Source organism: Phytobacter massiliensis JC163, assembly GCF_000321045.1.
In the GTDB taxonomy this organism is placed as follows: Bacteria; Pseudomonadota; Gammaproteobacteria; order Enterobacterales; family Enterobacteriaceae; genus Phytobacter_A; species Phytobacter_A massiliensis.
The window spans coordinates 1-23,726 of record NZ_HE578946.1 but is presented as its reverse complement, the minus strand read 5'-3'; the positions used below and the strand labels follow the sequence as shown (position 1 = coordinate 23,726).

Annotated in this window: 32 protein-coding genes; 14 read left to right on the top strand and 18 right to left on the bottom strand. The window is 50.6% G+C overall.

Annotated features, from left to right (window positions below):
- Positions 1–10 precede the first annotated feature (10 nt).
- The 3 genes from fis to ENTHG_RS10535 all read left to right on the top strand — a co-directional run bounded on the left by fis (position 11) and on the right by ENTHG_RS10535 (position 1,814).
- The gene (gene fis / locus ENTHG_RS10540; protein WP_000462905.1) at positions 11–307 is read left to right on the top strand and encodes a DNA-binding transcriptional regulator Fis; all 297 of its coding nucleotides are present in this window, start codon (positions 11–13) and stop codon (positions 305–307) included.
- A gap of 191 nt (positions 308–498) precedes the next feature.
- Positions 499–813: a hypothetical protein gene (locus ENTHG_RS26025; RefSeq protein WP_237567477.1), complete on the top strand. Its 315-nt coding sequence runs from the start codon at positions 499–501 to the stop codon at positions 811–813.
- A gap of 50 nt (positions 814–863) precedes the next feature.
- Positions 864–1,814 carry a hypothetical protein gene (locus tag ENTHG_RS10535; RefSeq protein WP_237567476.1) on the top strand — a complete coding sequence of 317 codons (951 nt, stop codon included), beginning with the start codon at positions 864–866 and terminating at the stop codon, positions 1,812–1,814.
- An 87-nt stretch (positions 1,815–1,901) separates the two neighbouring features.
- Here the strand turns inward: ENTHG_RS10535 and ENTHG_RS10530 are convergent, their stop codons facing one another.
- From ENTHG_RS10530 to ENTHG_RS10490, 9 genes are all read right to left on the bottom strand, one after another.
- Positions 1,902–3,563, bottom strand: a complete 1,662-nt coding sequence (locus tag ENTHG_RS10530; RefSeq protein ID WP_044179450.1) for a terminase large subunit — start codon at positions 3,561–3,563, stop codon at positions 1,902–1,904.
- Positions 3,547–3,903 (bottom strand): phage terminase small subunit P27 family, encoded by a 357-nt coding sequence (locus ENTHG_RS10525; RefSeq protein WP_044179447.1) that lies wholly within the window; start codon positions 3,901–3,903, stop codon positions 3,547–3,549. The genes ENTHG_RS10530 and ENTHG_RS10525 overlap by 17 nt, the downstream gene beginning before the upstream one ends.
- Before the next feature lie 129 nt (positions 3,904–4,032).
- On the bottom strand, positions 4,033–4,185 hold the full coding sequence (locus ENTHG_RS25700) for a hypothetical protein (protein ID WP_044180648.1): 153 nt from the start codon (positions 4,183–4,185) through the stop codon (positions 4,033–4,035).
- Positions 4,178–4,621 (bottom strand): HNH endonuclease signature motif containing protein, encoded by a 444-nt coding sequence (locus ENTHG_RS10515; RefSeq protein WP_044179444.1) that lies wholly within the window; start codon positions 4,619–4,621, stop codon positions 4,178–4,180. Before ENTHG_RS10515 ends, ENTHG_RS25700 begins: the two co-directional genes overlap by 8 nt.
- A complete protein-coding gene (locus ENTHG_RS10510) occupies positions 4,621–4,914 on the bottom strand; it encodes a head-tail connector protein (protein WP_044179441.1) in 294 nt (97 codons plus the stop codon). The genes ENTHG_RS10515 and ENTHG_RS10510 overlap by 1 nt, the downstream gene beginning before the upstream one ends.
- The gene (locus ENTHG_RS10505; RefSeq protein WP_032979707.1) at positions 4,911–5,249 is read right to left on the bottom strand and encodes a phage head closure protein; all 339 of its coding nucleotides are present in this window, start codon (positions 5,247–5,249) and stop codon (positions 4,911–4,913) included. Before ENTHG_RS10505 ends, ENTHG_RS10510 begins: the two co-directional genes overlap by 4 nt.
- Complete coding sequence (locus ENTHG_RS10500) at positions 5,246–6,472, bottom strand: phage portal protein (RefSeq protein ID WP_044179436.1); 1,227 nt, start codon at positions 6,470–6,472, stop codon at positions 5,246–5,248. Before ENTHG_RS10500 ends, ENTHG_RS10505 begins: the two co-directional genes overlap by 4 nt.
- Before the next feature lies 1 nt (position 6,473).
- Positions 6,474–7,034 (bottom strand): HK97 family phage prohead protease, encoded by a 561-nt coding sequence (locus ENTHG_RS10495; RefSeq protein ID WP_044179433.1) that lies wholly within the window; start codon positions 7,032–7,034, stop codon positions 6,474–6,476.
- A 52-nt stretch (positions 7,035–7,086) separates the two neighbouring features.
- Positions 7,087–8,253, bottom strand: coding sequence for a phage major capsid protein (locus tag ENTHG_RS10490; RefSeq protein WP_044179430.1), 1,167 nt, complete (start codon positions 8,251–8,253; stop codon positions 7,087–7,089).
- A gap of 230 nt (positions 8,254–8,483) precedes the next feature.
- On the opposite strand from ENTHG_RS10490, the gene ENTHG_RS10485 reads away from it, so the two are divergent.
- The 3 genes from ENTHG_RS10485 (at position 8,484) to ENTHG_RS25070 (ending at position 9,724) form a co-directional block, all read left to right on the top strand.
- Positions 8,484–8,888, top strand: coding sequence for a hypothetical protein (locus ENTHG_RS10485; RefSeq protein ID WP_044179427.1), 405 nt, complete (start codon positions 8,484–8,486; stop codon positions 8,886–8,888).
- A 5-nt stretch (positions 8,889–8,893) separates the two neighbouring features.
- Entirely contained in the window at positions 8,894–9,196 is a 303-nt protein-coding gene (locus tag ENTHG_RS25460) for a hypothetical protein (RefSeq protein WP_145973663.1), read from the top strand.
- Positions 9,197–9,454: 258 nt separating this feature from the next.
- Positions 9,455–9,724, top strand: coding sequence for a DUF3775 domain-containing protein (locus tag ENTHG_RS25070; protein ID WP_106403253.1), 270 nt, complete (start codon positions 9,455–9,457; stop codon positions 9,722–9,724).
- Between the two features lie 37 nt (positions 9,725–9,761).
- Here ENTHG_RS25070 and ENTHG_RS10480 read toward each other — a convergent pair whose 3' ends face one another.
- From ENTHG_RS10480 to ENTHG_RS26020, 6 genes are all read right to left on the bottom strand, one after another.
- Positions 9,762–10,001 carry a hypothetical protein gene (locus tag ENTHG_RS10480; protein WP_006178879.1) on the bottom strand — a complete coding sequence of 80 codons (240 nt, stop codon included), beginning with the start codon at positions 9,999–10,001 and terminating at the stop codon, positions 9,762–9,764.
- 214 nt (positions 10,002–10,215) lie between these two features.
- A complete protein-coding gene (locus tag ENTHG_RS10475) occupies positions 10,216–11,583 on the bottom strand; it encodes a helicase RepA family protein (protein ID WP_044179419.1) in 1,368 nt (455 codons plus the stop codon).
- Positions 11,580–11,948 carry a hypothetical protein gene (locus tag ENTHG_RS10470; RefSeq protein WP_044179416.1) on the bottom strand — a complete coding sequence of 123 codons (369 nt, stop codon included), beginning with the start codon at positions 11,946–11,948 and terminating at the stop codon, positions 11,580–11,582. The genes ENTHG_RS10475 and ENTHG_RS10470 overlap by 4 nt, the downstream gene beginning before the upstream one ends.
- A complete protein-coding gene (locus tag ENTHG_RS10465) occupies positions 11,945–12,256 on the bottom strand; it encodes a hypothetical protein (RefSeq protein WP_044179413.1) in 312 nt (103 codons plus the stop codon). Before ENTHG_RS10465 ends, ENTHG_RS10470 begins: the two co-directional genes overlap by 4 nt.
- On the bottom strand, positions 12,249–12,446 hold the full coding sequence (locus ENTHG_RS10460; protein WP_044179410.1) for a hypothetical protein: 198 nt from the start codon (positions 12,444–12,446) through the stop codon (positions 12,249–12,251). Before ENTHG_RS10460 ends, ENTHG_RS10465 begins: the two co-directional genes overlap by 8 nt.
- Positions 12,443–12,643: a host cell division inhibitor Icd-like protein gene (locus tag ENTHG_RS26020; protein WP_044179408.1), complete on the bottom strand. Its 201-nt coding sequence runs from the start codon at positions 12,641–12,643 to the stop codon at positions 12,443–12,445. Before ENTHG_RS26020 ends, ENTHG_RS10460 begins: the two co-directional genes overlap by 4 nt.
- A 193-nt stretch (positions 12,644–12,836) precedes the next feature.
- Here ENTHG_RS26020 and ENTHG_RS26015 point away from each other — a divergent pair, with 193 nt between their 5' ends.
- Complete coding sequence (locus tag ENTHG_RS26015) at positions 12,837–13,022, top strand: YlcI/YnfO family protein (RefSeq protein WP_044179405.1); 186 nt, start codon at positions 12,837–12,839, stop codon at positions 13,020–13,022.
- A 429-nt stretch (positions 13,023–13,451) separates the two neighbouring features.
- Here ENTHG_RS26015 and ENTHG_RS24215 read toward each other — a convergent pair whose 3' ends face one another.
- The 3 genes from ENTHG_RS24215 to ENTHG_RS10435 all read right to left on the bottom strand — a co-directional run bounded on the left by ENTHG_RS24215 (position 13,452) and on the right by ENTHG_RS10435 (position 15,779).
- Positions 13,452–13,661 carry a helix-turn-helix transcriptional regulator gene (locus tag ENTHG_RS24215; RefSeq protein ID WP_032981747.1) on the bottom strand — a complete coding sequence of 70 codons (210 nt, stop codon included), beginning with the start codon at positions 13,659–13,661 and terminating at the stop codon, positions 13,452–13,454.
- A 100-nt stretch (positions 13,662–13,761) separates the two neighbouring features.
- Entirely contained in the window at positions 13,762–14,559 is a 798-nt protein-coding gene (locus tag ENTHG_RS10440; protein ID WP_044179397.1) for a hypothetical protein, read from the bottom strand.
- Positions 14,556–15,779: a tyrosine-type recombinase/integrase gene (locus ENTHG_RS10435; RefSeq protein ID WP_044179395.1), complete on the bottom strand. Its 1,224-nt coding sequence runs from the start codon at positions 15,777–15,779 to the stop codon at positions 14,556–14,558. Before ENTHG_RS10435 ends, ENTHG_RS10440 begins: the two co-directional genes overlap by 4 nt.
- 354 nt (positions 15,780–16,133) lie before the next feature.
- Between ENTHG_RS10435 and ENTHG_RS24210 the strand changes: the two genes are divergently transcribed.
- From ENTHG_RS24210 to ENTHG_RS10400, 7 genes are all read left to right on the top strand, one after another.
- Positions 16,134–16,298 carry a DUF2556 family protein gene (locus ENTHG_RS24210; RefSeq protein ID WP_044179392.1) on the top strand — a complete coding sequence of 55 codons (165 nt, stop codon included), beginning with the start codon at positions 16,134–16,136 and terminating at the stop codon, positions 16,296–16,298.
- Between the two features lie 140 nt (positions 16,299–16,438).
- The gene (locus tag ENTHG_RS10425) at positions 16,439–18,514 is read left to right on the top strand and encodes a putative bifunctional diguanylate cyclase/phosphodiesterase (protein WP_044179389.1); all 2,076 of its coding nucleotides are present in this window, start codon (positions 16,439–16,441) and stop codon (positions 18,512–18,514) included.
- A 276-nt stretch (positions 18,515–18,790) separates the two neighbouring features.
- Positions 18,791–19,012, top strand: coding sequence for a lipoprotein (locus tag ENTHG_RS10420; RefSeq protein ID WP_044179385.1), 222 nt, complete (start codon positions 18,791–18,793; stop codon positions 19,010–19,012).
- 470 nt (positions 19,013–19,482) lie between these two features.
- Complete coding sequence (locus tag ENTHG_RS10415; protein ID WP_044179383.1) at positions 19,483–20,508, top strand: amino acid ABC transporter substrate-binding protein; 1,026 nt, start codon at positions 19,483–19,485, stop codon at positions 20,506–20,508.
- Between the two features lie 71 nt (positions 20,509–20,579).
- The gene (locus ENTHG_RS10410) at positions 20,580–21,761 is read left to right on the top strand and encodes an amino acid ABC transporter permease (RefSeq protein WP_044179381.1); all 1,182 of its coding nucleotides are present in this window, start codon (positions 20,580–20,582) and stop codon (positions 21,759–21,761) included.
- Between the two features lie 9 nt (positions 21,762–21,770).
- Positions 21,771–22,874 (top strand): amino acid ABC transporter permease, encoded by a 1,104-nt coding sequence (locus tag ENTHG_RS10405; protein WP_044179379.1) that lies wholly within the window; start codon positions 21,771–21,773, stop codon positions 22,872–22,874.
- Between the two features lie 7 nt (positions 22,875–22,881).
- A complete protein-coding gene (locus ENTHG_RS10400; protein WP_044179377.1) occupies positions 22,882–23,640 on the top strand; it encodes an amino acid ABC transporter ATP-binding protein in 759 nt (252 codons plus the stop codon).
- Positions 23,641–23,726 lie beyond the last annotated feature (86 nt).

Sequence of the window (23,726 nt, the reverse complement as noted above, 5' to 3'; positions counted from 1 at the left end):
TGACAGAACTATGTTCGAACAACGCGTAAATTCTGACGTACTGACCGTTTCTACCGTTAACTCTCAGGATCAGGTAACCCAAAAACCTCTGCGTGACTCGGTTAAACAGGCACTGAAGAACTATTTTGCTCAACTGAATGGTCAGGATGTTAATGACCTCTATGAGCTGGTACTGGCTGAAGTAGAGCAGCCACTGTTGGACATGGTGATGCAATACACCCGTGGTAACCAGACCCGCGCAGCCCTGATGATGGGCATCAACCGCGGTACGCTGCGTAAGAAACTGAAAAAATACGGCATGAACTGATACTAATCAGTTAAGTGTTTGTTTAAAAAGGCGCTACTCGGCATGGGATAGCGCCTTTTTTATTAGAATGACTACACCATTGACTACACCATTTAATAAACATTAACAAACTTTAACGAACAAGCTTGATCTCTGTGTAGGTTTAAATAAAGTTAGGAGGAGAAAAAATTACACAATAGGAATAAGCCCAAATGAAAGGTACTGAAATAAGTATACATATGGTGCCCCCAGTTCCCCTAGCTCCATCAGAGATAGCGCTTCTGCAAAGTGCATTATCTACTGTTCGTGATGAAGTTACGGACTGTCCCTATATTTCTGAGGCATTACGCGTATTACCAGTAAAAGGATACAGAAGTGCCATTACTGCCTACTGGAATGCTGTAGTTGATGACTTACGTAAGAAAATCATGCATCGCAGTCTTGATCTCTTCAATAAAGAATGTAAGCAAAAAAAGACATTAAAACCTACGAAGATTTTCAAGATTACGTTAGTGATTTTGATTTAATAGATGGCGCCTTCAAAATTGGTGTAATAGACCGGGAAGGCCATAAACTCTTGCAGCAAGCTCGTGATACAAGAAATCTTTTCGGTGGACATCCACAAAGTAGCGACCCTGATCTAATTAAAGTTGTAAACCTTATCAATGATTGTAATAAATACGTTCTTTCTAAGGAATATCCACCAAGCATTATTGACATTGCAACTTATTTATCAGAAATGGATTCGGCGACATTTAATAAAAATAAGTTAGCTGTTGAGCAGGCATTTTCCGACCTTCCTGATATTTATATAAGTGAATTATCAACCCGTTTTTTTGGTACATATTGCTCGGCAAATATTTCAAGTGAATTACGTAACAACATAGAATTTTGCGCACCAATTTTATGGGGGCTACTAAAAAAAGATGATAAAAGAAGAGTTGGACAACAATTCGATAAATATCTTGTTTCAGGAAACATAAGTAAGATTGAGAAAGCTCAACAATTTATTCTTCTTGTTGATGGCCTGATGTATATTAGCCCCGCATCGCGTAAAGTTATCATAGAGCCACTCATAAGTAACCTTGCAGAGTCTTTAGATAGTTGGGCTGATGAAGAAAAACACACCACAGCTTTAATGCCATTCTCAAGCTTTATCCCAGAAGATAACATATTCGAATTTGTATCAGCTATAACTAAGACATATGTTGGGCATCGTGGTTCTAGCTTCCAATATAGCAGAAAGAACTTTTATTCAGATGGGGCGGCACCATTAATTTTAGAAATGTTTGAGCACTTTGATATTAATAAAGTTTCAGCATTTGTTGAGGTTATAAAAACTGACAGTACTCTTAGATATAGAATTCAAGAAGATGGTCAGTTCTTAAGGCTTAGAAAGTTAGGTGAAACTTTACTCAACCAAAGCACGTGCGCTCCAACCGATAAAACTTTCTTAAAAGCTTTAACAGATTCAGGAAAGCCAAAAGAAATATTTTTAAAGACACTCCCCAAAATAATAGCAAAATGATTACAAGGCATGATGCTATTTTAGCATCATGCTTTTTCACCCCCATAAAAACACTCACTCCAAATAAAGTCTTAATATATAAATGAATTAGATGCCATCAAAATTCGCTAGCCGTTTTTTATAGCTACCGCTCATCTCAAAGGCAAAATCCTCATGCTCTGCCTGGAAGGCGCCGAACGCCATTAGCGCAGACACAGCCGGGTCGATCTTGTTGGAGGATTTCTTTTTGTTGGGCTTGATGTTGGCATTGGCGTCAGACTCCATCACCACGTTACCAATCGCCCAGGCCAGAACCGGATCACCACGATGGCGCACCACCTTACGGTTAACGAATACCTCAAAGGATTTAGCCACTGGACTGAACTTGATATAGGTTTGCGGGAACGGCTCCACATCAAGCCCTGCCCCCTGTAACTGGGTGCGTAAATGCGTGGCGTTCCACGTATCGAAGCCCACCAGCCGGATATTGAAGGTTTCAGCGTCGCGCAGGATATCGTCACGGATACGGTCATAGTCGATACAGTCGCCGGGTGTGGTGCGTATCCAGCCCGCTTTCACCCACTGGCGGTAGATGGCGCGGTTTTTGTTGGCGACGTTAAGCAGTTGGGCTTCCGGCAGATAATGACGGGTCAGCAGGCGGATCTCCCTGTCGAATGGGAACGCGTAGCTCACGCTGGTAATGTCGCTGGTTGAGGACAGGTCAAATCCGGCGTAACACTCCATCCCGGCCAGGTCTTCTTCGGCATAGTCGAGTGCACAGGCATCCCATGCGCCAGCACCCATCCACGGCGTGGAGCCCTGACACCAGATATTGAAACGTTTGGTGAGCATTTCCACCCATTGCGACGGTATACCCCGCGCTTTCTGAATGGTGGATTCCAGCTTCGCGGCATCAACGGAAACATGAAGGTTAGGGTTAGCCTTGATCCACATTTCCGGCTGCTCAACCTCGCTTTCGTCGTCAAACTCGTAGATGAGGACAAACAGCGAATCGTTGCTCTCTTCCCCGGCCAGAATCTGACAGCAGTAGTCATAATGCTGCTTACAGGCCGAGACAACGTTACTCCCGGCGGTGGTGATGGCGAACAACATCGCCTCCGGACGAGCGCCCATACCCAGCTCAAGCGCGGAATAAACGCCGTTATCCGGGTGAAGGTGGTACTCATCGACAATCGCCAGGCTGGGGTTAGTCCCTTCAATCGTGGCCGCTTTCGCCGCCAGCGGCTTTAACAGGCTGTTGCTCTTAGGGAAAATGACCTTGTGCGCCTGAATACTGACGCGCTTTTTCAGCGGTTTTGACAGCAGACACATCTGGCGGGCATCGTCGAACACGATTCGGGCCTGATCCCGGCTTACCGCCGCCGTGTAGATATCCTGCTGGCCCTTCTCCATCACCAGAAACCAGTTAGCCAGCATTGCAGCCACGGTGGATTTGGCATTTTTGCGCGGCACTTCAATAAAAGCGCTGCTGTACTTCCGCCGGCCTGACTCCCTGACTTTAAACCCCAGCAGGTTAGCAAAGGCGAACTGCTGCCACGGCTCCAGCTCGATAGGCTGCCCGCGCAACGGGCCTTTGACGTGAGGACAGAGCCGCGAAAACGCAATAAACCGCTCTACGGTCGCCACATCGAACACATAACGAGGGTCATTCAGGTCTGAAAAGTACCGTTCGACGGCCTGTTTCACCCGCTTACAGGCGGGAATTTCGCCCGTTTTTATCGCGTTTGCGTACTTATCCCAGACGGTCAAGATCGTCTTCCTCTTCCGTTTCTACCGGGTTACGGCGGCGGCTTACCGGATCAAACCCCAGCAGCGACGACATTTTAATCATGATTTTTTCAGCGTCGGATTTCGCTTTCAGCGCCGGATTGCTGGTGGTTGCGCCGCGCGAACCTTCGACGGAAAACCCACGCAGGGCAATGTCTTCAACGGCTTTCCGGTACATCGAGTAGTTAACGCAATAAAGCTCCAGGCTGTTCCAGTCGGCAGGAGTCAGATCTCCGCGTTCGGCCAGTTGCTTCGCTTTCGTCTTCCACTGCTGCCCTGCAATTTCATCAAGGTAAGCGGGTGGTTTAGGTGGTCTTGCCATAACGTCCCGTTTCCTTAAGGCTTACTGCTGTCAAAAAAATCACCGTGCGTAAAAATTTGAGGGGGCGGGCGGTGCCTTGCACCCGGGGTTTTGTCCTGAAAACCTCCCCCACCCTGCCCATGCGTCCCGTCAGCGGTTGCGGAAACATTCCATCACCTCCCGATCACGTTCACTCATACGCTTCACGGGCTGGCCCTCATCGCGTCTGACACGGCCCTTCATGAAGCCATCACGGCAGCGCATTAATGATCGGTACAGATTCACCACGTCTTTCTCATTCATCGCGTGCCTCATACATCCAGTCATTACGTTGTGCTGCACGCTCTTCCTGCTCGCGGTAAAGACCTGCTTTGCGCTGCACTTTGGTGATTGGGTCTTGCTGTGTGGTCTTCTGGTTATGATGCGTCTGGCATAACGGCTGGTGATTCCACTCAGGCCAGAACAGAACATCATTACCGCCGTCGACAGGGATGATGTGATCGACAATCTTTGCAGGTACGTAGAGGCCCAGCTTCTGGCACTCAACGCACAGGGGATGACGTTTCAGATACTGAGCGCGGTACTTCTCCCATGAAGCTGAATAACCGCGGGCGCGACGGTGGCCGCGTCGGGCATCCTCTGCCCGCCACGCTTCCCTCTTGTGTTCATCGCATTTGCCGGACTTCACCCGCTTATTGCATCCCGGCTCGGTGCACCGTCGTAGTGGTTGCCACGGCATCAGTACACCCCCACATCACGGTAGACAGACCACAAAGCAGAGACCGCCATCGGTATCTCTCTGGCGTCGGTATCACCAATCATTGTGCGGTACTCATACAACTGAGAGACGTACATCAGGCAGCCAATCCTGATAGCGGGGGTAAACTCCAGACCGTTATCAAATCGCTTGCCGATATGCTTCTGGCAAACTTCCAGTGCCGCTTCTATATACGCCTGTATCAGAGTGTCTTCGTAATCATCATCAATACGGCAATGCAGCTTTGCTTCTTCAAGTGTGATTTCTGCTGTCATTTTTCCGTTCCTGTCTTACAGAGAATTTCCAGCCGCGTACCTTCCGCATCAGGTACAGGAGGCCCGATAATATTGAGAGTGCTGCCAGCAAATGGGCCAGTGAGTACTTTCAGACGACTGGCGGCCGTGATATCACGGCGAAAACGCACCCACACGCGGATTGTCGCTTCGGCAAGCTCAGCACCTGACGCCATTAATTCCCGACCGCTGATCCCCTTTACCTCAGCCCAGATAGTTTCCCCGTCTTCCCATACCTGAATAACCTGCCCGGAAGGTGTTCTCGATGAAGTGAAAGTGCGGATAGTGACGCGATTTCTCAGTCCTCCGGCTCTCATTCGTCACCTTCCTTGTTGTCATTGCTGATCTTCACTTCCTGTTTCCATGCCTGGCTGTATTCGTCGCCACCTTCACGCGGCGGCATCCCCTCTTTTTCTCGCGCTTCGTTCGGATTAATAATCCCGTTCTTGATCCCGCGCTCATAAGTGGCGTAACGGTCGGTAGGGGTGGCACGAAGAAGATCGGCAGAGTCGAATTCCACCTGGTAGCGGATGCCCGGGACAGGTGATGCCACCAGCAGCGCGGATTTAATCTGCTGCTCGAAGTTGGCCAGCCAGGGGCGCATTGTCATGGTGAGAAAGGCGCGGCTCGCCTCACTGAAGTTGCTGTAGGTGCTGTTGCTGTATTCCTGCAGAAAGATGGGCGACACGTTGAACATGCGGGCAATGTCTTCAATAGAGAACCGGCGGGAGGCCAGCCACTCGGCATCCTGATTGCTCATGCCAAGCTGCTCGTATTCCATGCCACCTTCAAGGATCGGCGTTTTACCGGCATTTCTGGCACCTTTGTAACGCTCCAGCGCATCCAGCGCTTTCTTGCCGTTAGTGCTGTCGAGCCACTCTTTAGCCTTCACGATACCCGCCGCCATCATGCCGTCTTTCATAATGCTGGCGCCGTGGCGCTGCTGGGCCAGACCTAACCCCAGCGCCTCACGGCAGATGGTGATCGGCGAGCGCCCCAGAAAACCATCATCGGTCGAGTAACGCAGGTGCAGAATCTCTTCCTGCAGGTAGGTACGTACTACCCCGGTAAACGGTTCAGTGATGGTGTATTTGTACTTATGCTCGCCGATACGCTCAGGCACCACTGCACCCGGCGCATACGGATGCAGGGACTGCGGCTGGCCGTCTCGGCCCCACTGGATCACCGCATAGGCGTTACCGTTCAGCAGACAGTGGCGCATCATCGTGCGCTTGAACTGGTAAGGTGTCTGGCAGTCGTTCGGCTGCTCATTCAGGAGAAAATCGACCGGGTGATTGCTCAGCCATTCCCGCGCCTCGCGCCCGTTATCGTTGCGCACCCGGTACAGATAGCAGGGCATTGTTGCCACCGCCTCGCTGATAACCGCCACGGCATTCATTACCGCCGGCAGGGATTCCGCAGTACCCGCAGACACATATTCGCCTGATCCGGTATTTGGAATCCCTGCCATCGCCAGAAACTCATCAATGGTCAGGCTGCGCTGATCTGTTTTGCGGCCAAAAGGCCAGATATTCCACATATCACAGCCCCGCCAGGTCAGCCCAGCGGCGACGGTTATCACCAGTGCGCATAAGTTCAGGATGCTGGGAGAAAAGCGAACGGTGCGCGATTTCCACGCCGGATTCAGGGTAAGCAGGCATTGAGGTAACGGTGATTTCCCGCAGTTCGGCAGCGGTCACGGTACGCAGGTAAGGAGACTGGCCGACATCCCACGCCTCTTTCAGTGCCCGGAAACCAAAGCTCATGCCGGAAATATCCCCGCGCTCCACCAGCGCCAGCACATCATTACCAAGCTGAGTGTCTGGTGGCGTCAGCTCGAAGCGCAGCCCGGTATCATCTTCGGACAGTACCAGCGTGCCGGATTTGGTACGCCCCAGCAGTTGGGCATAGTTATGCTCATACAGCGCACGCACATCACTGCCGGAAGCCAGGCTGTCTTTAAACGCTCCCGGCGCGAACTGCTCGCGGAACTCATCCCAGATCACTTCTGAGAGGCTGTTCCAGCGCACCGCGTACCCCACCAGCTTTTTGTTGCTGGCGCTCAGATCGGAAGTGCGGATTTCAAAATCGATTGTTTTCATTGTCTGGACTCCACAGAGGGCAAAAAGGGGCCGGAGCCCCTTAAACATCAGATCAGGAACCGGAGCCGGAAAGCTCAAGCACCTTGATGGCACTGGAGTCCACCACACCACCGCCCAAGTATTTATCGGTGTGCACCTTGTAGAAACCGGGTTCGGTGATGTTGTCGGGACGGGTGCGCACGCCAGTGGTGTGATCCACGATGAAGTAACCGCGCTTGAAGTCGCCGACTGCCAGGAACGCTTCACCGGCAGCCGCATCAGGCATCGTCTCCAGATACTGAACCGGACGGCCCAGCAGGGTATCAGGGGAGTCAGCGACAAGACGATCGCGCCAGATGTAATCGCCGTTGCCGTTTTTCAGCTTTTGAAGCGTGGCGGCGGTGTTGGAGTTCATCACCCATACAGCATTTTTGCGGTATTTGGCTTTCAGCTTGTACAGCAGGTCGATCAGGCCATCGGAGTTAACAGCAGCGGTGGTCATCTTCTCCAGCGTGCCGAACGGACGGGTTTTATCGCTGGTGGCCGCGCGTGGATAGGACAGGAACCCTCTGGATTTTTTATCACCGTCGCCGTTCACAAAGTCGCTTTCTTCGGTAGCGGTGAAGGTGTCGGTAATTTCGGAAGACAGCCAGCCCAGAATATCCACCTCGGAGAAGTCGAGGATCTCCTGAGTTGTTTTCGGGTAGGCGTAGATCGGGTTGAGTTTGATATCAACGCGCTCCATCTTCGACGTGCTGGTTTCGGTACGTGCTTCGCCTTCGGTGCCACGTTTAACGGTAGTCCCACCCACAGACACCAGCTTCTGGTATTCATTGGTTTTAGTGGTCTTCACCGTGGCGATAGAGCGCATAATGCTGTCATCCTGCAACTGGCGCATGATCTCTTTGTCCAGCTCAGGGATAACGGTATAGCCGCCGTCAGCCTGCACCAGCGTGGAAAGAGAACGGGTATCGCCGGTCATGATGTAGTGGCGCAGCTCATCGTTGCTCACGCCTTTACCTTCAACAGAAGTACCAGGCAAATTGCGCTGATCGTCAGCGACAGCTTCAAGGCGGGTAATTTCAACTTCAAGCGCATCAGCCTGGGCGCGGAGTTCGTCGAACTGCTTGCCCTCTTCATCGTTCAGGCTGCGCTTTTCGCTGTCGGCTTTTTCCAGCAAGGCGCGCATCTGGGTTTTGAGTGCTGCTTTCTGCTGGCGTAATTCGAGTAATTTCTTCATGGAGTGGTTTCCGTAACAATTAACGTTGAGACGTGAAACCAGCGCTTGGAGGGAAGGCCGTCAGTAAAGGAGCCTGTCTGATGGGCAAAAAACCTGACGGCCAGTGGCGGCTCACGTCTGAGTGCCACTCTTTAAGATATATATTGAATTATTGATGTAAACGAGTATTTTTTGATTCAAACAGCAATGAACAACATTGAACAAATAATTTACAAAGCAAGGACCGATTAATGGAAAAAGAAACAATCTTTAATAACACCTTTGGTTTGGGCAATGGTCGATTTGATTGGCTGAATGCTTGCGTCGGAACGAATGGTTTCCCTGACTCATTAACTTATGCTGAAGGTTACCTTAGAACCCCAGAGATACTTACTGACTATATATACAAAAATAACAAGAGAGGAGAAGTTGATTTACTTGTTTATCCGATTGCCTACTCTGCCAGGCACGGAATTGAGCTTTCTCTAAAGACTATCCTCATTGACATGGCAGATCTCCGAGGATTGGCGATATCAGTTCCTGATGTGACAAAAATCCACAGCATCAAGAAACTATGGGATGCCACGATTAATGTCGCTGAGAGGACAGATATACGACTATTTCACATTACAAAAAAATCGAGCCTTATATATTAGACTTTGTGGCTATAGACGACACAGCACAAACTTTTAGATACCCTGAGTCCAATGTCGGAGCGACACATTTGGAAAAAACACCAATCATTAACCTTGTAAGATTTGTTGTTTATTTCAAAAAGCTCACGGAAGGTTTGCGAGAAATAATTAAGCTCACTCTAAATCTGAAAGATGAGTATAAAACAGGTACGTTTACCGATAAATTTTCACGCCGTGATCTAATCAAGCTTTCAAAAGCTCTAGGTAATAAAAATGAATGGGTAACTACACTTACAGTGAAAAAAAGGAATTCATCAAGAAAAATTTAATCTCAATAGCAACAAACAACTTATAAAAGCAATCGACAAAATTGTTGTAAATAGATACCTATCATCTTTAATTGGCGTTGAATTTCCACTTAAACATAGCGGGAAAAATACACTATTGCGTTTTAAAAAAGCTTGGTACGCACTACATATAAAAGACGTAATGAAAAAAATAGCGTATTTCTGGACCCTCTACAGGATTCAGGCATTAGTTTATCCGATATCAGAGCAGAAGATTTTTTAGACTACCTACGGTTAAAAATGCACATCACCACTACTTACCTACCTCTCTTTTCAGAGGAAGAATTAGCAGATTTAACCACATTGATTATTATGGGCCGACAATCCAATCAATATTACGCAGAAGATTATGAAAGAGAATTTGAAAGAAATTTAAGAGATGCACAACAAGATAAAAATGAAGCCTTCCGCTACATTATCGACAATACCGCTGCTTTATATTACATTCGAAAAGCTTTAAAATTATTGGGCTGCAAACAACTTTCAGTTGAAAGTCACTTTAATTATTGAAACATTCAGGGGCTTGGAATCAGCCCCTAACAAATTTCTAGGCAGAAGGCATTCTGTCTCTGTATTGTTGTAGATGCTCAATTATTGCATCTAGTTGCTCCTTGTTTGTTGCCAAGATTTCATCGGAAAGAGTGCTGCGAACAAAATCATGATGATCCATCCAGAACAAAGCACCATTAGCTAAAATCTGTTGGTATTCTTTCGTTGACATTGAGACCATATCATGAAGCCCGTAATAATCGTAATGTTCCTTTATTTCATGAATCGTAATAGGCATAAATTCTCCTTGTTTGTCTAACTTGCCGCATTTAGTGCCGCGTTTAGTAATGCCGCACTTAGCGCCGCACCAGTTATCTCAAAAAATCATGCAAAACCAGTAATGACGGTGGTTTCAGTGAAATGCCGCACTTAGCGCGTGTATACAGGGGCTAAGTGCGGCATTTGGTCATAAAACATACTAAATGCCGCACATGCCGCACTTACCGCCGCATTTACTCGACTGTTACCGGGTAAAGGTTCTCACCCTCGATGCGAATAATTTGCTCACTCTCCAGCTTGTCCAGCCAGCGCGAGAATGACTTTCTCACTTTATCTGCCCCCAGTGTTGCACGCAGATCATCTTTAATGACGGAGATAGTGCATGGCTCCCCCTTAGCTGTGCGGCTGCGTACTGCCTGCCATAATGCATGGTGGTTATCGCTAAGACGGGTTACATTGGCCAGCTCAGGCTCAACCTCTTTAGCCTCTCTCGGCTGATCGTGCACAACCAAAGAGCAAACAAGCTCGCCATCTTCATCGGTGTAAAGCTCTGCCGTTCTAAGGTCATACGCCTTACGTTCTGGCTCTTCAGCATCTTTCATCTTGGTACAGGACAGGATCAGTGCCTGCCCTTCTCCCTCCCGCTTCACATTGAATTCAGCATCCAGCGCAGCCCGGAAAGAACTGGAACCGCGCGCGCCTTTGGCCTCATCCTTGCCGGAGTGGTGCACCACCAGCACCGTGGCGCCGGTTTTCTGTTTGATAACGTCGCAGCCCTCGATAAACGCCCCCATATCGCGGGCATCGTTTTCATCATTACCACCGAAACAGCGGGCCAGAGTGTCGATCACCACCAGGCGAACCGGCATGCCGCATTCCGCAGTGATCTGCCTTGCGGCAAGAATCACCTCTGATACTTCGGATTCACGCACCGGGAACACCGGGCGATTCACCAGCCAGAGATTGTCCACCTGCTGCCCGTGCACCTGCTCCCATGCCCTGATCCGGCGTGGCACACCCACACCACCCTCACCAACAACATACAGCACCGCGCCCTGTTCAACTTTCCGGCCAGACCAGACAACACCAGCGGCAATGTGACAGGCCAATGACACTGCGAGGAAGCTCTTATACGAACCGCTCGGGCCGTAAATGCTGCACAGGGACTGAGCAGGGAGCATATGCTTGATCACATAGTCCTGCCGGACGTTATATCCCTCAGAGCCACGGGTAAGCGGTAACTTTGAACGTCGATCGCCAGTAGTGGCATCAGGGAAAGCACGCTGAATGCGCTGTGTGTCCGCCAGCAAGGTATTCATTTCAACCTCGCCTATCTCCTCCACCAGTACAGAACGGCGGGCAATAATCATCTGCTTACGGTCGGTATCGAGATAACCGGCATCACACAGATCCTCATACGACATTTCTACGATCTGCTTTAACCGAACCGCCAGCTTGCCGTAGCGGGTTGTCGGGTCTTTGTGCTGGTGGAGCGCTTTATCAGCATCCGTGCGGCTGTAGTTCCGGCCATGCGCCCACAGATACGAACAGGTAAACAGTGCATCAGATACTGTCTCTACTGCTGCGAGTTGAGCCGTCATTGCGGGATACCTCCGCTCATCTGGAACTTGCCAAGCAGTGGATGAAACCAGTAGGCCGAACCGTATTTACGTTTGGCGCTGCGTAGCACCAGCCGTGCCGCCTCCCTGAATTTTTCATCAGGTGCAATGAATCCACCGGATCTCATTTTGACCAACATAACGCCGGTGTTTTTCGCCAGTTCTTCGGCCTTTTTAGTCGATATGCCAAACTCGGCCGCCAGTGTGGCAACAGGTGTCATCCCCGGCGGGATCTCCCCGCCCTGGCTGTCAGTCAGTGAGCGGACATGCTGCTCAAGCTCAAGCACGCGGTTAACCAGCAGATCAACGCGCTTTTCCAGTTCATTGAATTTAACGTTGCTGATCATGACTTTTTCCCCTTGTCACGCTGGGTGCGCACATAGTCCGCTGCATCACTGTTTTGATTCAGAGCCTGAGCCATTCTCGGAAGGTGACGCAACGCGTGGCTGATAAGCACCAAATCCCGGCGCGCATCTTCATCGGAATAGTCTTCTGCATTGGTTGCATCGAACGCCAGATTGCCAATCAGCGTGAGCGCACTGTTGATGGCAAATGCGCCAGCAGCATAGAGATCACTGGATTCAGCTAAATCCTGATCAGAGAAGTGCTTAAAATCGGGCGTACTCTTTACAAGCTGATGGTAAATATCACGCATTTTTACGCCCTCCTTCATCACGGAAGGCCTGGTCAATTTCACGAACACGAAACAGTGCCTTATCCAGAAGCTCGAAGGAGAGCTCATTTTCATCAGGATCTGTCCCATGCAGCTCTGCGCTGGCAGTCAAAAGGGCGCTCAGTCGGCGGAACTCATCTTCAAAATCGAGATCTGCAATTTTCCTGATCATGAAAGCTCCTCCGGTGCTGGCAGACGAGCAGCCAGAGAAAGGATGAAGTGTGGAGCCAGAATGCAGCGAGCTTCGCGCTCGGTTGATGCCTCAACTGACAAGCGGCATGGTTTAGCTTTTTTATCGTGACGGTTCAGCGCCAGAAAACGCCAGATGTAAATATGCCGCCCTTGCGGGTGTGTGATAAGATCTTTCATAGCTGCCTCGTTACTTGCGATAACGTTGGTGGTAAGAGGCCCGGTTAGTGTTGACGCACTGCCGGGCTTCGCATTTTCAAGGTGTATTTCACCTTCACTTTTAAAATTAGCCCAAAGTGAAATACACCTCAAGCCTTTTCTTCTCATTTCTTTTGCGTATACTGACATACACCTAACACATGGAGTTTCAGCAATGGCAACTGGTGCGAAGAACGCAAAATCACAAATGACCACCGTAAGAATCCCCCACGAAGTCATGGAAGACATTGAACGGCTCAGGGAAGAGGGCGAGAGCACTGCTGGTTTTTTAGTCACCGCTGCTAAGGGCGAGATCAAACGCCGGCAGCGCAAAAATGCCAAAGAAGCAGATAAAAAGTGATACCCAAATCCCAGGTAACTGTAGGCGGAATTCCGCCCTCGGTTAAAAATCAGTCGCCCCAAATCTGGGGAGATTGCAGGGGTTACAAAATTTTTATAGGTCTGCGCCGATGGCGCAGACCTCTGCCGGGTGCAAGCCGCGAGTTGCAGATTTGCAACACGGTTACTCGGTAACTTCCACCAGTGGTGTAAGTCAATAATCTCTGAGATTTCGGTGGCGGCTAACTCCCTCCAATGGAGGACGTTAGGATCGGCTGAAATTTCAATGCCCAACAACTCACCCCATTGGGGGAAGTTAAGCGCTCCTGTATTTGCAGGAACGGTCAGGCTTTGACCACCAGCGCAACGCCTGGTATGCTGATCCTGTTTCGTTGTAGTGCATTGGCGGCCATGCGGGGCCGCCTTTGTTTTATCTGGCATGACCCACCCCTTACGCTGCTTTGCTGCGGCTCTGCTGCCAAGCAGAAACTTCGGACAATAGCCAGCCAACAGCGCGACCACCCAACTTACGGCGGGCCGGAAACTTTCCCTCTTTTTCCATCATGTAGCGGGTAGTGCGGCAAATACCAGTTAACTGGCGACATTCAGCCTCGCGGATGACACGTTCTGCGAGTGGAAATGGTTGTTTTAATTGATTCATAAAGAAACGCCCTCGTTCATTAATATTCAATAAGCGAGGGCATTAAATATCGGTACATGATATTGCTGTGGAATATTCCAGATAAACTATGGAAGTTCCATTAACTCTTATCTATATCAATGTCCTTGAGCCATGTCTCGATGGCCTTTCCGCTTGGAATTCGAAGCCCTTTGCTTTCGAAATCAACTTTTATTTTACTTCGAGGGTTATCAAGAAATTTACGTGGGCTTTCTGCTGCCTCTTCGCCATAGCAGACATACAGTAAAGATTTAATAAACATCGCCCTGTAATTCATAGTTTTTGGATTATTTTCTGCGATGATATTGTTAGGTTTTTCATCCTGAAAATTTGCTAATGATAATAAAACTTTCTGTCTTACACCTGAGATCAGTTCAATGCTTTCTCTAGATATAAACAAATCAGAGACGGAAAACTCGCTGCCACCCCAGTATGTTGCATGTCCTACCCACTCATGCTTGCATCTGAATGGCCTAACAGTATGCAAATTAACCATACCGTCATCAATTGAAAAATTAGCCAACTCCCAAAAACCAGATAGATTACACTCCAAGGTATACTCAATCATGTCATGTTCAGCATTGATCTCACCATTGAATTCATAATCTTCATAATCATCTGGTGTAAGTGAAAACGAGCAAAACTGAGACAAAAGAAAATCGCCAAGACCTGGATCTATGTCCCGCAGGCTTTTGTATAAATCAACGCTATCACTGAATTCAATTCTCGCGGCGCCTGAAACTTTATTTGTGAATTTAACCATCAATGGGATAGCTCTTATTTCTGCCCAATGTAATAAATCTTCTAATTCACATCCAAGTAATCGGCTGGCCCGGTCAAGTGAACAATATTCTAATGCAGGTAAATCGAAGTCTTTCATTTTTCCATCTCCAGAATAGCAACGTTGGAATAGTCAGAAGAAATAACCTCTAACCGCTCCATCCATTTATTCAACGCATCCAGTTTCTCAGGAAGGTACTGACTGCGGTTATATACGGCCATCACGCCGCCCAGCGTATGCCCCAGCAGTTGTTCAACAACATGAGGCGCAATCCCCATATTGTTCAGTGTGGTGGCGAATGTGCGGCGCAGGTCGTGGAGCGTCCAGGGTTCGGCGTGGCCAAGACGTTTATAGATACCCCGCCCCCACTGGCTGACAGCTTCCGGTTTCTTCATTTCGCCCAGCAGCAGGCCGCTATCCCGGTTTTGCTCTATCAGGGCAGTGATAAACGGCCTTATGGCATCGGGTACCGGGCGCAATATCTTCTCGCCGCCCTTACTGTGCTCCTTCGGCACTGTCCAGATCCAGTCCTGCAAATCCCACTCCCTGATCGCTGATAACCTCAGTTCCTGGGTGCGGCAGCCGAACACCACCAGCAGGCGCAGCAGCGAGGTATAGTAAGGTTTGAATTTCAGACCGGTACTCTCGCGCCAGATATCGGCAAGCTCCTGCCGGGTATGCTCCCTGTCGCGCTTCTCCTGCTTTTTACCCACATCATCAATGGTCAGATCGCTTAGCGCGTTACTCGATGCGTAGCGGTGAACACGGCAGAATTTCAATGCCTGTTTGCACATCTGCAAGAGGTAGCCGGCGGCAACCGGTGCATTTTTACTGACGCGGGAAAAACACTCCAGCCAGTGGCGAGTTTCACACATCGAAAGCGGGTGATCACCTATATACGGAAAGATATGCTTATTCAGTTGCTCGACGTGCTTATCAACGTTCGCGCGACGCCGGGAAGCATACTCACGGATCCAGTAATCAAGTGCTTCTTTTACCGTGACAGGCTTTAAGGCTTCCTGAGTGGCGATGTTGAGATGGTGCTTCGGGTTTTTACCCTCGGCCAGCCAGGTGCGGCACTGCTCCCGCTTTTCGCGCGCTGACTTTAGTGATAGGTCAGGATAGTTACCCAGCTTCATACGCTGCGGCGCTGTGGTGCGGCCGCCAATACGGTATGTGTAATACCAGGTCATGACGCCAACCTTTGACACCTTGACGCTCAGGCCGTCTCCATCGGCGTAAAAGCTGTCGCCGGGGCTTTCCCTCCCGATCATCTTACGCAGCGATGTATCGCTTAATTTATTCGTACCACCAGCCATAAAAACCTCAGTTCATTCGCAGGACTGACTACACCACTGACTACACATCTTAATGCTACCCCATGAACGACGACGAACAAAGCCGAGCGATAAAAGATAATTTATCTTTTTATATCAAAAAGTTGAATGAACACTACTAAACAGGCACGAACCATAAAAAACACAGGTTTTGAAAATACGGCATGAACTGATACTAATCAGTTAAATGCTTGAATTAAAAGGCGCTACTCGGCATGGGGAAGCGCCTTTTTTATTGCCTGTTATTGCCGCAAAAAAGTTCTTTCGCCTCATCTTCTCTCCAGGCTGATTTCGTGTATATTCGCTGCGAATAATTGCGAGAAAAGGATACGCGGGATGATTAGAAAGTACTTCTGGCTGGTTATTTTTGCCCTTTCTGTCCTGTTGCTGGATGCATTGATCATGCAGTGGATCGAATTCCTGACAACGGAGACCGACAAATGCCGAAACATGAATTCCACCAATCCACTCAAACTGGTGAACTGCGCCGACCTTGAGTAGCCAGACGCCGCCCCTGGCGTCCGTCCCGCTCCCGCTCAGCCCCGCCATATTGAGTCGTTAATGCATTGATCATGCCCTGCGTTGTAACCACTCCCCTTAATTAAGCATTAACGTCTTTTTGTGAATGGGTTGATGACACCATGCTGGTTAGCCAATATGACCAAATCCTTGTTGTAGTCTCTTTTATTGTCGCCATCCTGGCTTCATACACCGCACTGAACATGGCAGGCCGCGTCTCCACCAGCACAGGCACCTCTTCCTGGGCATGGCTGGCTGGCGGCGGCGTGGCGATGGGCATCGGCATCTGGGCGATGCATTTTATTGGAATGCTGGCGATGGATATCTCCATGCGCCTGAGCTATGACCCTTTCCTGACGGCCATATCCATGGTCATCGCTATCGGCGCATCGCTTTTTGCTCTCTGGATGGTCAGCAACACCGAGCTTACGATGCGCCGTCTCCTGCCTGGCTCATTTATTATGGGGATGGGGATCGTCGCCATGCACTATACCGGCATGGCGGCATTACAGGTGGAACCGGCTATCGTCTGGAAGGCAAGCTGGGTTGCGGCTTCCATTGTTATCGCGCTCGTCGCCTCCTTTGCGGCGCTGTGGCTGACGTTTCGCCTGCGTCATGAAGCCGCTCAGGTCGCGCTGATGCGTTTCGGCGCCGCCGTATTGATGGGGATTGCCATCGCGGGTATGCATTACAGCGGCATGATGGCGGCGCAATTCCCCCACCAGCATGCGATGCACCATCATGGGGTCGACGGCAACTGGCTGGCAGTGCTGGTCAGCGTTGTGGCCTTTTCCATTCTGGGTATTACGCTGCTGGTCTCAATGCTCGATGCGCGTCTGCAGGCGCGAACATCGCTGCTGGCCTCTTCCCTGGCGCAGGCGAACCGCGAACTGGCGCAGCTGGCTCTGCACGACACCTTAACGCGCCTGCCGAACCGGGTACTGCTGGAAGATCGTCTGGAACAGGCTATCAATAAAGCGAAACATGAAGGCACCTTTTTCGCGCTGATGTTTATGGATCTCGATGGTTTTAAGACCGTTAATGATGCCTATGGTCACGACGTAGGGGATAAGCTGCTCATTGAGGTCGCCGGTCGGCTCAGGCAGCAGCTTAAAGGGCAATATACGCTGGCGCGAATGGGCGGCGATGAGTTTGTCCTGCTCACAGAGGTAAACGCGCCGGATGATGCAGCCACCCTCGCCGCCTCGCTGGTACGGGTTATCGATAAGCCCTTTAATATCGATCCGTACGATATGATGGTCACCCTCAGCGTAGGGATAGCGCTCTATCCACACGATGGTAAAAACGAGCGTGAACTTATGTTCAATGCCGATGCCGCGATGTACCACACCAAACATACCGGGCGTAATGGCTACCATTTCTTCCAGCCTACTATGAACACGCTGGCGCAGACGCAGTTGCAGCTGATGAATGATTTATGGCTGGCAGCGGAACGTAAAGAGTTCCGCCTGGTTTACCAGCCGAAGTTTCAGGCGCCGTCCGGGCCCATCATTGGTTTTGAGGCATTACTTCGCTGGCAGCATCCGAGGCGTGGCCTTCTCACTCCCGATGTATTCCTTCCGCTGGCTGAAAAAACCGGCCTGATTGTGCCGCTGGGCAACTGGGTGATTGATGAAGCCTGTCGCCAGCTAAGCGAGTGGCGGGCGTTGGGCTACCTGTCATGGTCGGTAGCCGTCAACCTGTCAACGCTACAGTTTGAACAGCCTGCGCTGGTGCAGAACATCCTCGAGAGCCTGCGTAACCACGGCGTACCTGCTGAACAATTAATTCTGGAAGTGACAGAAACCACGGCAATGAGCAACCCGGATGAGAGCGTGCGAATTTTAACGGAGCTTACCGCGGCGGGCGTTCAGGCTTCTATTGACGACTTTGGTACCGGCTACTCAAGCCTGCTGTACCTGAAACGCCTTCCCGCGTGCGAATTAAAAATCGATCGGGCATTCGTGCGGGAACTGAGCACCGACAGTGATGATGCAACCATTGTCTCTGCCATCATCGCCCTGGCAAAAACGCTGAACCTTAAAGTTGTGGCGGAAGGCGTCGAGACCCGCGAACAGCAAGCTTTCCTGACGCAGCTGGGCTGTAATACGCTGCAAGGGTATCTGCTGGGGCGGCCGGTCCCGGCAGAAATTATTAGCGCTCAGGGTGATATGCTGTGCCAGCAACAGTTAAATTAACGGCAGAGTACAAAAGCGCCTTCGGGCGCTTTCTCGTATTTATTGCTCCCCGCTAAGCGCACCGTAATGTTAACCTGTCGATATATCATATTCATCTTCATAATTCCTGCACGATCCTGAAATTTCCGCCGCTTCTCTTCACGATGTTTACAAAGCTCATACTTTGAGATTATTAAAGCCGGGCGGAGCCGAATTACCCGGTGGTAAAATGGCGCATCGATTCCAGACTGGTGTCGATTTTAGATATCGGGAATCGCGTTATTTTGAGGTAACATTATGAAAAGATTAATTTCCGTTGCGTTGCTGACCGCTACCCTTGCAGGGTGTGCACATGATTCGCCGTGCGTGCCGGTATATGACGATCAGGGCCGTCTGGTCCATACGAATACCTGTATGAAAGGCACAACCCAGGACAACTGGGAAACCGCAGGCGCAATCGCTGGCGGCGCGGCCGCACTGGCAGGGCTTACGCTGGGTATCGTGGCCTTAACCAAATAACAATCCAAAGCGCGGCATTCCGCGCTTTGCTTTATTAGAGTGCACCGTTTTTAGAATTACCCGATTGTTTTCCTCAAATCCGGGCATTTGTATTCACTATTTAAAACCCTTCCCTGTTATTTCCCCGGTCATTCCCTTTTTATTTAACATCGGATGTGACGCGTTTCACAAATAAACGTTAATCGCTTCCAAGCTTATATTAACCTGCGTAATTGTTTTTATGAAATGACCTGACGCTGAAAAGTTTTTGCTCTATTTTGTGGCGCAGGTTGGAATTTTGCACCGTTGCAGGGCGCTGCGATTATTTTTTCCTGTCTACACTCATCCTGATGCAGGCGAAATTAAGATTTTTCCGCATTCGCAAACCTGGCATCTCCTTTGCTTTAAAAACTATGGCCACAGCCACAGACAGGTACAAAGCGTTTCACCAACGCTTATATAACGATAATTTTAGCCACACAGGATGCATTATGAAAAAGATGATGATTGCCAGCCTGGCCGCTGCCGGCGCGCTGTTTGCCGTCGTAAACCAGGCTCACGCAGGCGCAACGCTGGATGCCGTTAAAAAGAAAGGCTTCGTACAATGCGGTATCAGTGATGGTCTGCCTGGCTTCTCGTATGCAGATGCGAACGGTAAATTCACCGGTATCGATGTGGACGTTTGCCGTGGGGTCGCAGCGGCCGTATTCGGCGATGACAGCAAAGTCAAATATACGCCGCTGACCGCTAAAGAGCGTTTTACCGCTCTGCAGTCCGGCGAAGTGGATGTCCTTTCACGCAATACGACCTGGACCTCTTCCCGCGATGGGGGAATGGGCATGTCGTTTACTGGCGTGACCTATTACGATGGCATCGGCTTCCTGACGCATAATAAAGCCGGTCTGAAAAGCGCCAAAGAGCTGGACGGCGCGACCGTCTGTATTCAGGCGGGGACGGATACCGAGCTGAACGTGGCGGATTATTTCAAATCCAACAACATGAAATATACCCCGGTCACCTTTGACCGCTCTGATGAATCCGCTAAAGCGCTGGAATCCGGGCGCTGCGATACGCTGGCTTCCGATCAGTCTCAGCTGTATGCGCTGCGTATCAAATTAAGCAATCCGGCAGAGTGGATCGTGCTGCCGGAGGTTATCTCCAAAGAACCTCTTGGCCCGGTTGTTCGCCGTGGCGATGACGAATGGTTCTCTATTGTTCGCTGGACGCTCTTCGCCATGCTCAATGCCGAAGAGATGGGCGTCAACTCGAAAAACGTTGATGAAAAAGCGGCCAACCCCGCCACGCCGGATATGGCGCACCTGCTGGGTAAAGAGGGCGACTTCGGTAAAGATCTGAAGCTTGATAACAAGTGGGCCTACAACATTATTAAAAAGGTCGGCAACTACGCGGAGATTTTCGAACGTAACGTAGGTTCGGAAAGCCCGCTGAAGATCAAACGTGGCCAGAATAATCTCTGGAATAACGGCGGTATTCAGTACGCTCCGCCGGTACGCTAAGCCGCAAGTGCTGTAACGGGCGTCGCCCTGCGCGACGCCCAGCCCAGAGTCATGGTTACCGAGGTTTCCTTATGTCCCATCGCCGCCCAACCGTGAAAGGCGCCTTCTCCTTTTCAAACCCTGCGGTTCGTGCCTGGCTATTCCAGATTATCGCCATCCTTGTCGTCGTTGGCGTCGCCGCCTGGTTGATTCACAACACGGTGACCAACCTGAACAATCGGGGGATTACATCCGGTTTTGCCTTCCTCGATCGCGCTGCCGGTTTCGGCATTGTCCAGCACCTGATTGACTATGAGCAGGGTGACACGTATGGCCGGGTCTTTTTTGTCGGCCTGCTGAATACGTTACTGGTCTCGGCGCTGTGTATTGTTTTTGCCTCATTCATCGGCTTTTTTCTTGGCCTTGCGCGGCTTTCGGAAAACTGGCTGCTGCGAAAACTCTCTACCATCTATATCGAGACTTTCCGCAATATTCCGCCGCTGCTGCAGATCTTTTTCTGGTATTTCGCCGTACTGCGTAATCTTCCCGGCCCGCGCCAGGCAATTGACGCCATGGATCTGGTTTTTTTGAGTAATCGCGGCCTCTATATCCCTTCTCCTGAAGCGGGCGAAGGCCTTGCTGCTTTCATCGTTGCCATTATCCTGGCCGTCGCAGTAACCGTTGGGCTGTCCCGCTTCAATAAAGCGCACCAGATGAAAACCGGGCAGCTCCGGCGGACATGGCCTACGGCGGTAGTACTGCTGGTAGGGCTTCCGCTCATAGCGCAGTGGCTATTCGGCGCGGCGCTGCACTGGGAGATACCCCAGCTGCGCGGCTTCAACTTCCGCGGTGGGATGGTTTTAATTCCGGAGCTGGCGGCACTGACCATCGCGTTATCCGTTTACACCTCGGCCTTTATTGCCGAGATTATCCGTGCCGGTATTCAGTCTGTACCTCATGGGCAGCATGAAGCGGCACGCTCTCTGGGCCTGCCCCACCCGGTCACTCTACGCCAGGTCATTATTCCGCAGGCGCTGCGCGTGATTATTCCCCCGTTGACCAGCCAGTACCTGAACATTGCGAAAAACTCCTCGCTGGCGGCGGCGATTGGCTACCCGGATATGGTGTCGCTCTTTGCCGGTACGGTGTTGAATCAGACCGGCCAGGCTATTGAGACCATCGCCATTACCATGTCGGTCTATCTGATTATCAGCCTGTCGATTTCATTGCTTATGAATATCTACAACCGTCGCATCGCCTTAATCGAGCGCTAAGGAACTCCGATGACAAAAGCGATTCTGTCTCACTCTTCGCGCCCGGCCCCCACAGGGAGCAGCGGTGTGCTGATATGGGTAAAGAAAAACCTCTTTTCCAGCTGGTCAAATACCCTGCTTACCCTGTTTTGCCTGTGGCTGATGTGGGAATTACTACCGCCACTGCTGAACTGGGCTTTTCTGCAAGCCAACTGGATAGGCTCTACCCGGGCTGACTGTACAAAAGAAGGTGCCTGCTGGGTGTTCATCCACCAACGGTTTGGTCAATTCATGTATGGCCTCTATCCCCATGACCAACGCTGGCGGATTAACCTGGCGCTTATCATTGGCCTGGTCTCCATCGTGCCGATGTTCTGGCAAGGCTTACCACGACGGGGCCGCTATATCGCCTGCTGGGCGATCCTCTATCCCATTGTGGTCTGGTGGCTGATGTATGGCGGTTTTTTAGGGCTTGAGCGGGTAGAAACCCGCCAATGGGGCGGCCTGACCCTGACGCTTATCATCGCCTCGGTGGGTATCGCTGGCGCGCTGCCGCTAGGGATCCTGCTGGCGCTGGGGCGACGCTCCAGGATGCCTGTCGTCCGGATTCTGTCGGTCATCTTTATTGAATTCTGGCGCGGCGTGCCGCTGATTACCGTGCTGTTTATGTCTTCCGTCATGCTGCCGCTATTTATGTCGGAAGGGACCAGCATCGATAAACTGATCCGCGCGCTGGTAGGGGTGATTTTGTTCCAGTCCGCCTACGTGGCGGAGGTGGTGCGCGGCGGTTTACAGGCGTTGCCGAAGGGGCAGTACGAGGCCGCAGAATCACTGGCGCTGGGCTACTGGAAGACGCAGGGATTAGTGATCCTGCCGCAGGCGCTCAAGCTGGTTATTCCAGGTCTGGTTAATACCATTATTGCGCTCTACAAAGATACCAGCCTCGTGATCATTATCGGCCTGTTCGATCTGTTTAGCAGCGTGCAGCAGGCCACTGTCGATCCTGCATGGTTGGGGATGTCTACTGAGGGCTACGTTTTCGCCGCCCTCGTCTACTGGATTTTCTGTTTTAGCATGTCGCGCTATAGCCAGCATCTGGAGAAGCGCTTCAATACCGGGCGTTCAGCGCACTGAGGAAAATATGAGTCAAATTACTATGCAGCCTGCCGATGCGATGATTACGCTCGATAACGTGAATAAATGGTATGGGCAGTTTCATGTCCTCAAGAACATCAATTTACGCGTAAAGCAGGGGGAGCGTATCGTTTTATGCGGTCCGTCAGGATCAGGAAAGTCGACAACGATTCGTTGCATTAACCATCTCGAAGAGCACCAACAGGGGCGTATTGTGGTTGATGGGATCGAGTTAAATGAAGACATTCGCAACATTGAAAAGGTGCGCCAGGAAGTAGGAATGGTATTCCAGCATTTCAATCTCTTTCCCCATTTGACGGTACTGCAAAACTGCACGCTGGCGCCGATCTGGGTGCGGAAAATGCCGCGTAAAGAGGCGGAAGCGCTGGCTATGCACTATCTGGAGCGTGTGCGCATTGCTGAGCACGCCCATAAATTTCCGGGGCAAATCTCTGGCGGTCAGCAGCAGCGTGTCGCTATTGCTCGCTCACTGTGTATGAAACCTAAGATCATGCTTTTTGATGAACCCACTTCCGCGCTCGATCCGGAGATGGTGAAAGAGGTGTTGGATACCATGATAGGTCTTGCCGAATCAGGAATGACAATGCTTTGCGTGACGCACGAGATGGGGTTTGCCCGAACCGTAGCAGATCGGGTGATCTTTATGGATCGCGGTGAAATCGTTGAACAGGCTCCGCCGCAGGAGTTCTTTGCGCATCCTAAATCCGAGCGTACACGCGCGTTCCTTTCGCAGGTTATTCACTGACGATACGGGCCATCCATAAGGATGGCCTTTTGCTTTGCCGAAGTAATGCATAAACAAAAGGCCCGTTCTTTCGAACGGGCCTTTTG

Coding starts and splice junctions, on each gene's coding strand:
- ENTHG_RS10425 (WP_044179389.1), top strand. CDS start 16,439: ATGCTGGTTAGCCAATATGACCAAATCCTTGTTGTAGTCTCTTTTATT.
- ENTHG_RS10515 (WP_044179444.1), bottom strand. CDS start 4,621: ATGCCGTGGCAACCACTACGACGGTGCACCGAGCCGGGATGCAATAAG.
- ENTHG_RS26020 (WP_044179408.1), bottom strand. CDS start 12,643: ATGAAAGATCTTATCACACACCCGCAAGGGCGGCATATTTACATCTGG.
- ENTHG_RS10485 (WP_044179427.1), top strand. CDS start 8,484: ATGGAAAAAGAAACAATCTTTAATAACACCTTTGGTTTGGGCAATGGT.
- ENTHG_RS10510 (WP_044179441.1), bottom strand. CDS start 4,914: ATGACAGCAGAAATCACACTTGAAGAAGCAAAGCTGCATTGCCGTATT.
- ENTHG_RS24210 (WP_044179392.1), top strand. CDS start 16,134: ATGATTAGAAAGTACTTCTGGCTGGTTATTTTTGCCCTTTCTGTCCTG.
- ENTHG_RS10500 (WP_044179436.1), bottom strand. CDS start 6,472: ATGTGGAATATCTGGCCTTTTGGCCGCAAAACAGATCAGCGCAGCCTG.
- ENTHG_RS10415 (WP_044179383.1), top strand. CDS start 19,483: ATGAAAAAGATGATGATTGCCAGCCTGGCCGCTGCCGGCGCGCTGTTT.
- fis (WP_000462905.1), top strand. CDS start 11: ATGTTCGAACAACGCGTAAATTCTGACGTACTGACCGTTTCTACCGTT.
- ENTHG_RS26015 (WP_044179405.1), top strand. CDS start 12,837: ATGGCAACTGGTGCGAAGAACGCAAAATCACAAATGACCACCGTAAGA.
- ENTHG_RS10400 (WP_044179377.1), top strand. CDS start 22,882: ATGAGTCAAATTACTATGCAGCCTGCCGATGCGATGATTACGCTCGAT.
- ENTHG_RS10495 (WP_044179433.1), bottom strand. CDS start 7,034: ATGAAAACAATCGATTTTGAAATCCGCACTTCCGATCTGAGCGCCAGC.
- ENTHG_RS10490 (WP_044179430.1), bottom strand. CDS start 8,253: ATGAAGAAATTACTCGAATTACGCCAGCAGAAAGCAGCACTCAAAACC.
- ENTHG_RS25700 (WP_044180648.1), bottom strand. CDS start 4,185: ATGAATGAGAAAGACGTGGTGAATCTGTACCGATCATTAATGCGCTGC.
- ENTHG_RS24215 (WP_032981747.1), bottom strand. CDS start 13,661: ATGAATCAATTAAAACAACCATTTCCACTCGCAGAACGTGTCATCCGC.
- ENTHG_RS10440 (WP_044179397.1), bottom strand. CDS start 14,559: ATGAAAGACTTCGATTTACCTGCATTAGAATATTGTTCACTTGACCGG.
- ENTHG_RS10410 (WP_044179381.1), top strand. CDS start 20,580: ATGTCCCATCGCCGCCCAACCGTGAAAGGCGCCTTCTCCTTTTCAAAC.
- ENTHG_RS10435 (WP_044179395.1), bottom strand. CDS start 15,779: ATGGCTGGTGGTACGAATAAATTAAGCGATACATCGCTGCGTAAGATG.
- ENTHG_RS10460 (WP_044179410.1), bottom strand. CDS start 12,446: ATGATCAGGAAAATTGCAGATCTCGATTTTGAAGATGAGTTCCGCCGA.
- ENTHG_RS10420 (WP_044179385.1), top strand. CDS start 18,791: ATGAAAAGATTAATTTCCGTTGCGTTGCTGACCGCTACCCTTGCAGGG.
- ENTHG_RS10465 (WP_044179413.1), bottom strand. CDS start 12,256: ATGCGTGATATTTACCATCAGCTTGTAAAGAGTACGCCCGATTTTAAG.
- ENTHG_RS10470 (WP_044179416.1), bottom strand. CDS start 11,948: ATGATCAGCAACGTTAAATTCAATGAACTGGAAAAGCGCGTTGATCTG.
- ENTHG_RS25070 (WP_106403253.1), top strand. CDS start 9,455: ATGCACATCACCACTACTTACCTACCTCTCTTTTCAGAGGAAGAATTA.
- ENTHG_RS10525 (WP_044179447.1), bottom strand. CDS start 3,903: ATGGCAAGACCACCTAAACCACCCGCTTACCTTGATGAAATTGCAGGG.
- ENTHG_RS10480 (WP_006178879.1), bottom strand. CDS start 10,001: ATGCCTATTACGATTCATGAAATAAAGGAACATTACGATTATTACGGG.
- ENTHG_RS10405 (WP_044179379.1), top strand. CDS start 21,771: ATGACAAAAGCGATTCTGTCTCACTCTTCGCGCCCGGCCCCCACAGGG.
- ENTHG_RS26025 (WP_237567477.1), top strand. CDS start 499: ATGAAAGGTACTGAAATAAGTATACATATGGTGCCCCCAGTTCCCCTA.
- ENTHG_RS10505 (WP_032979707.1), bottom strand. CDS start 5,249: ATGAGAGCCGGAGGACTGAGAAATCGCGTCACTATCCGCACTTTCACT.
- ENTHG_RS10475 (WP_044179419.1), bottom strand. CDS start 11,583: ATGACGGCTCAACTCGCAGCAGTAGAGACAGTATCTGATGCACTGTTT.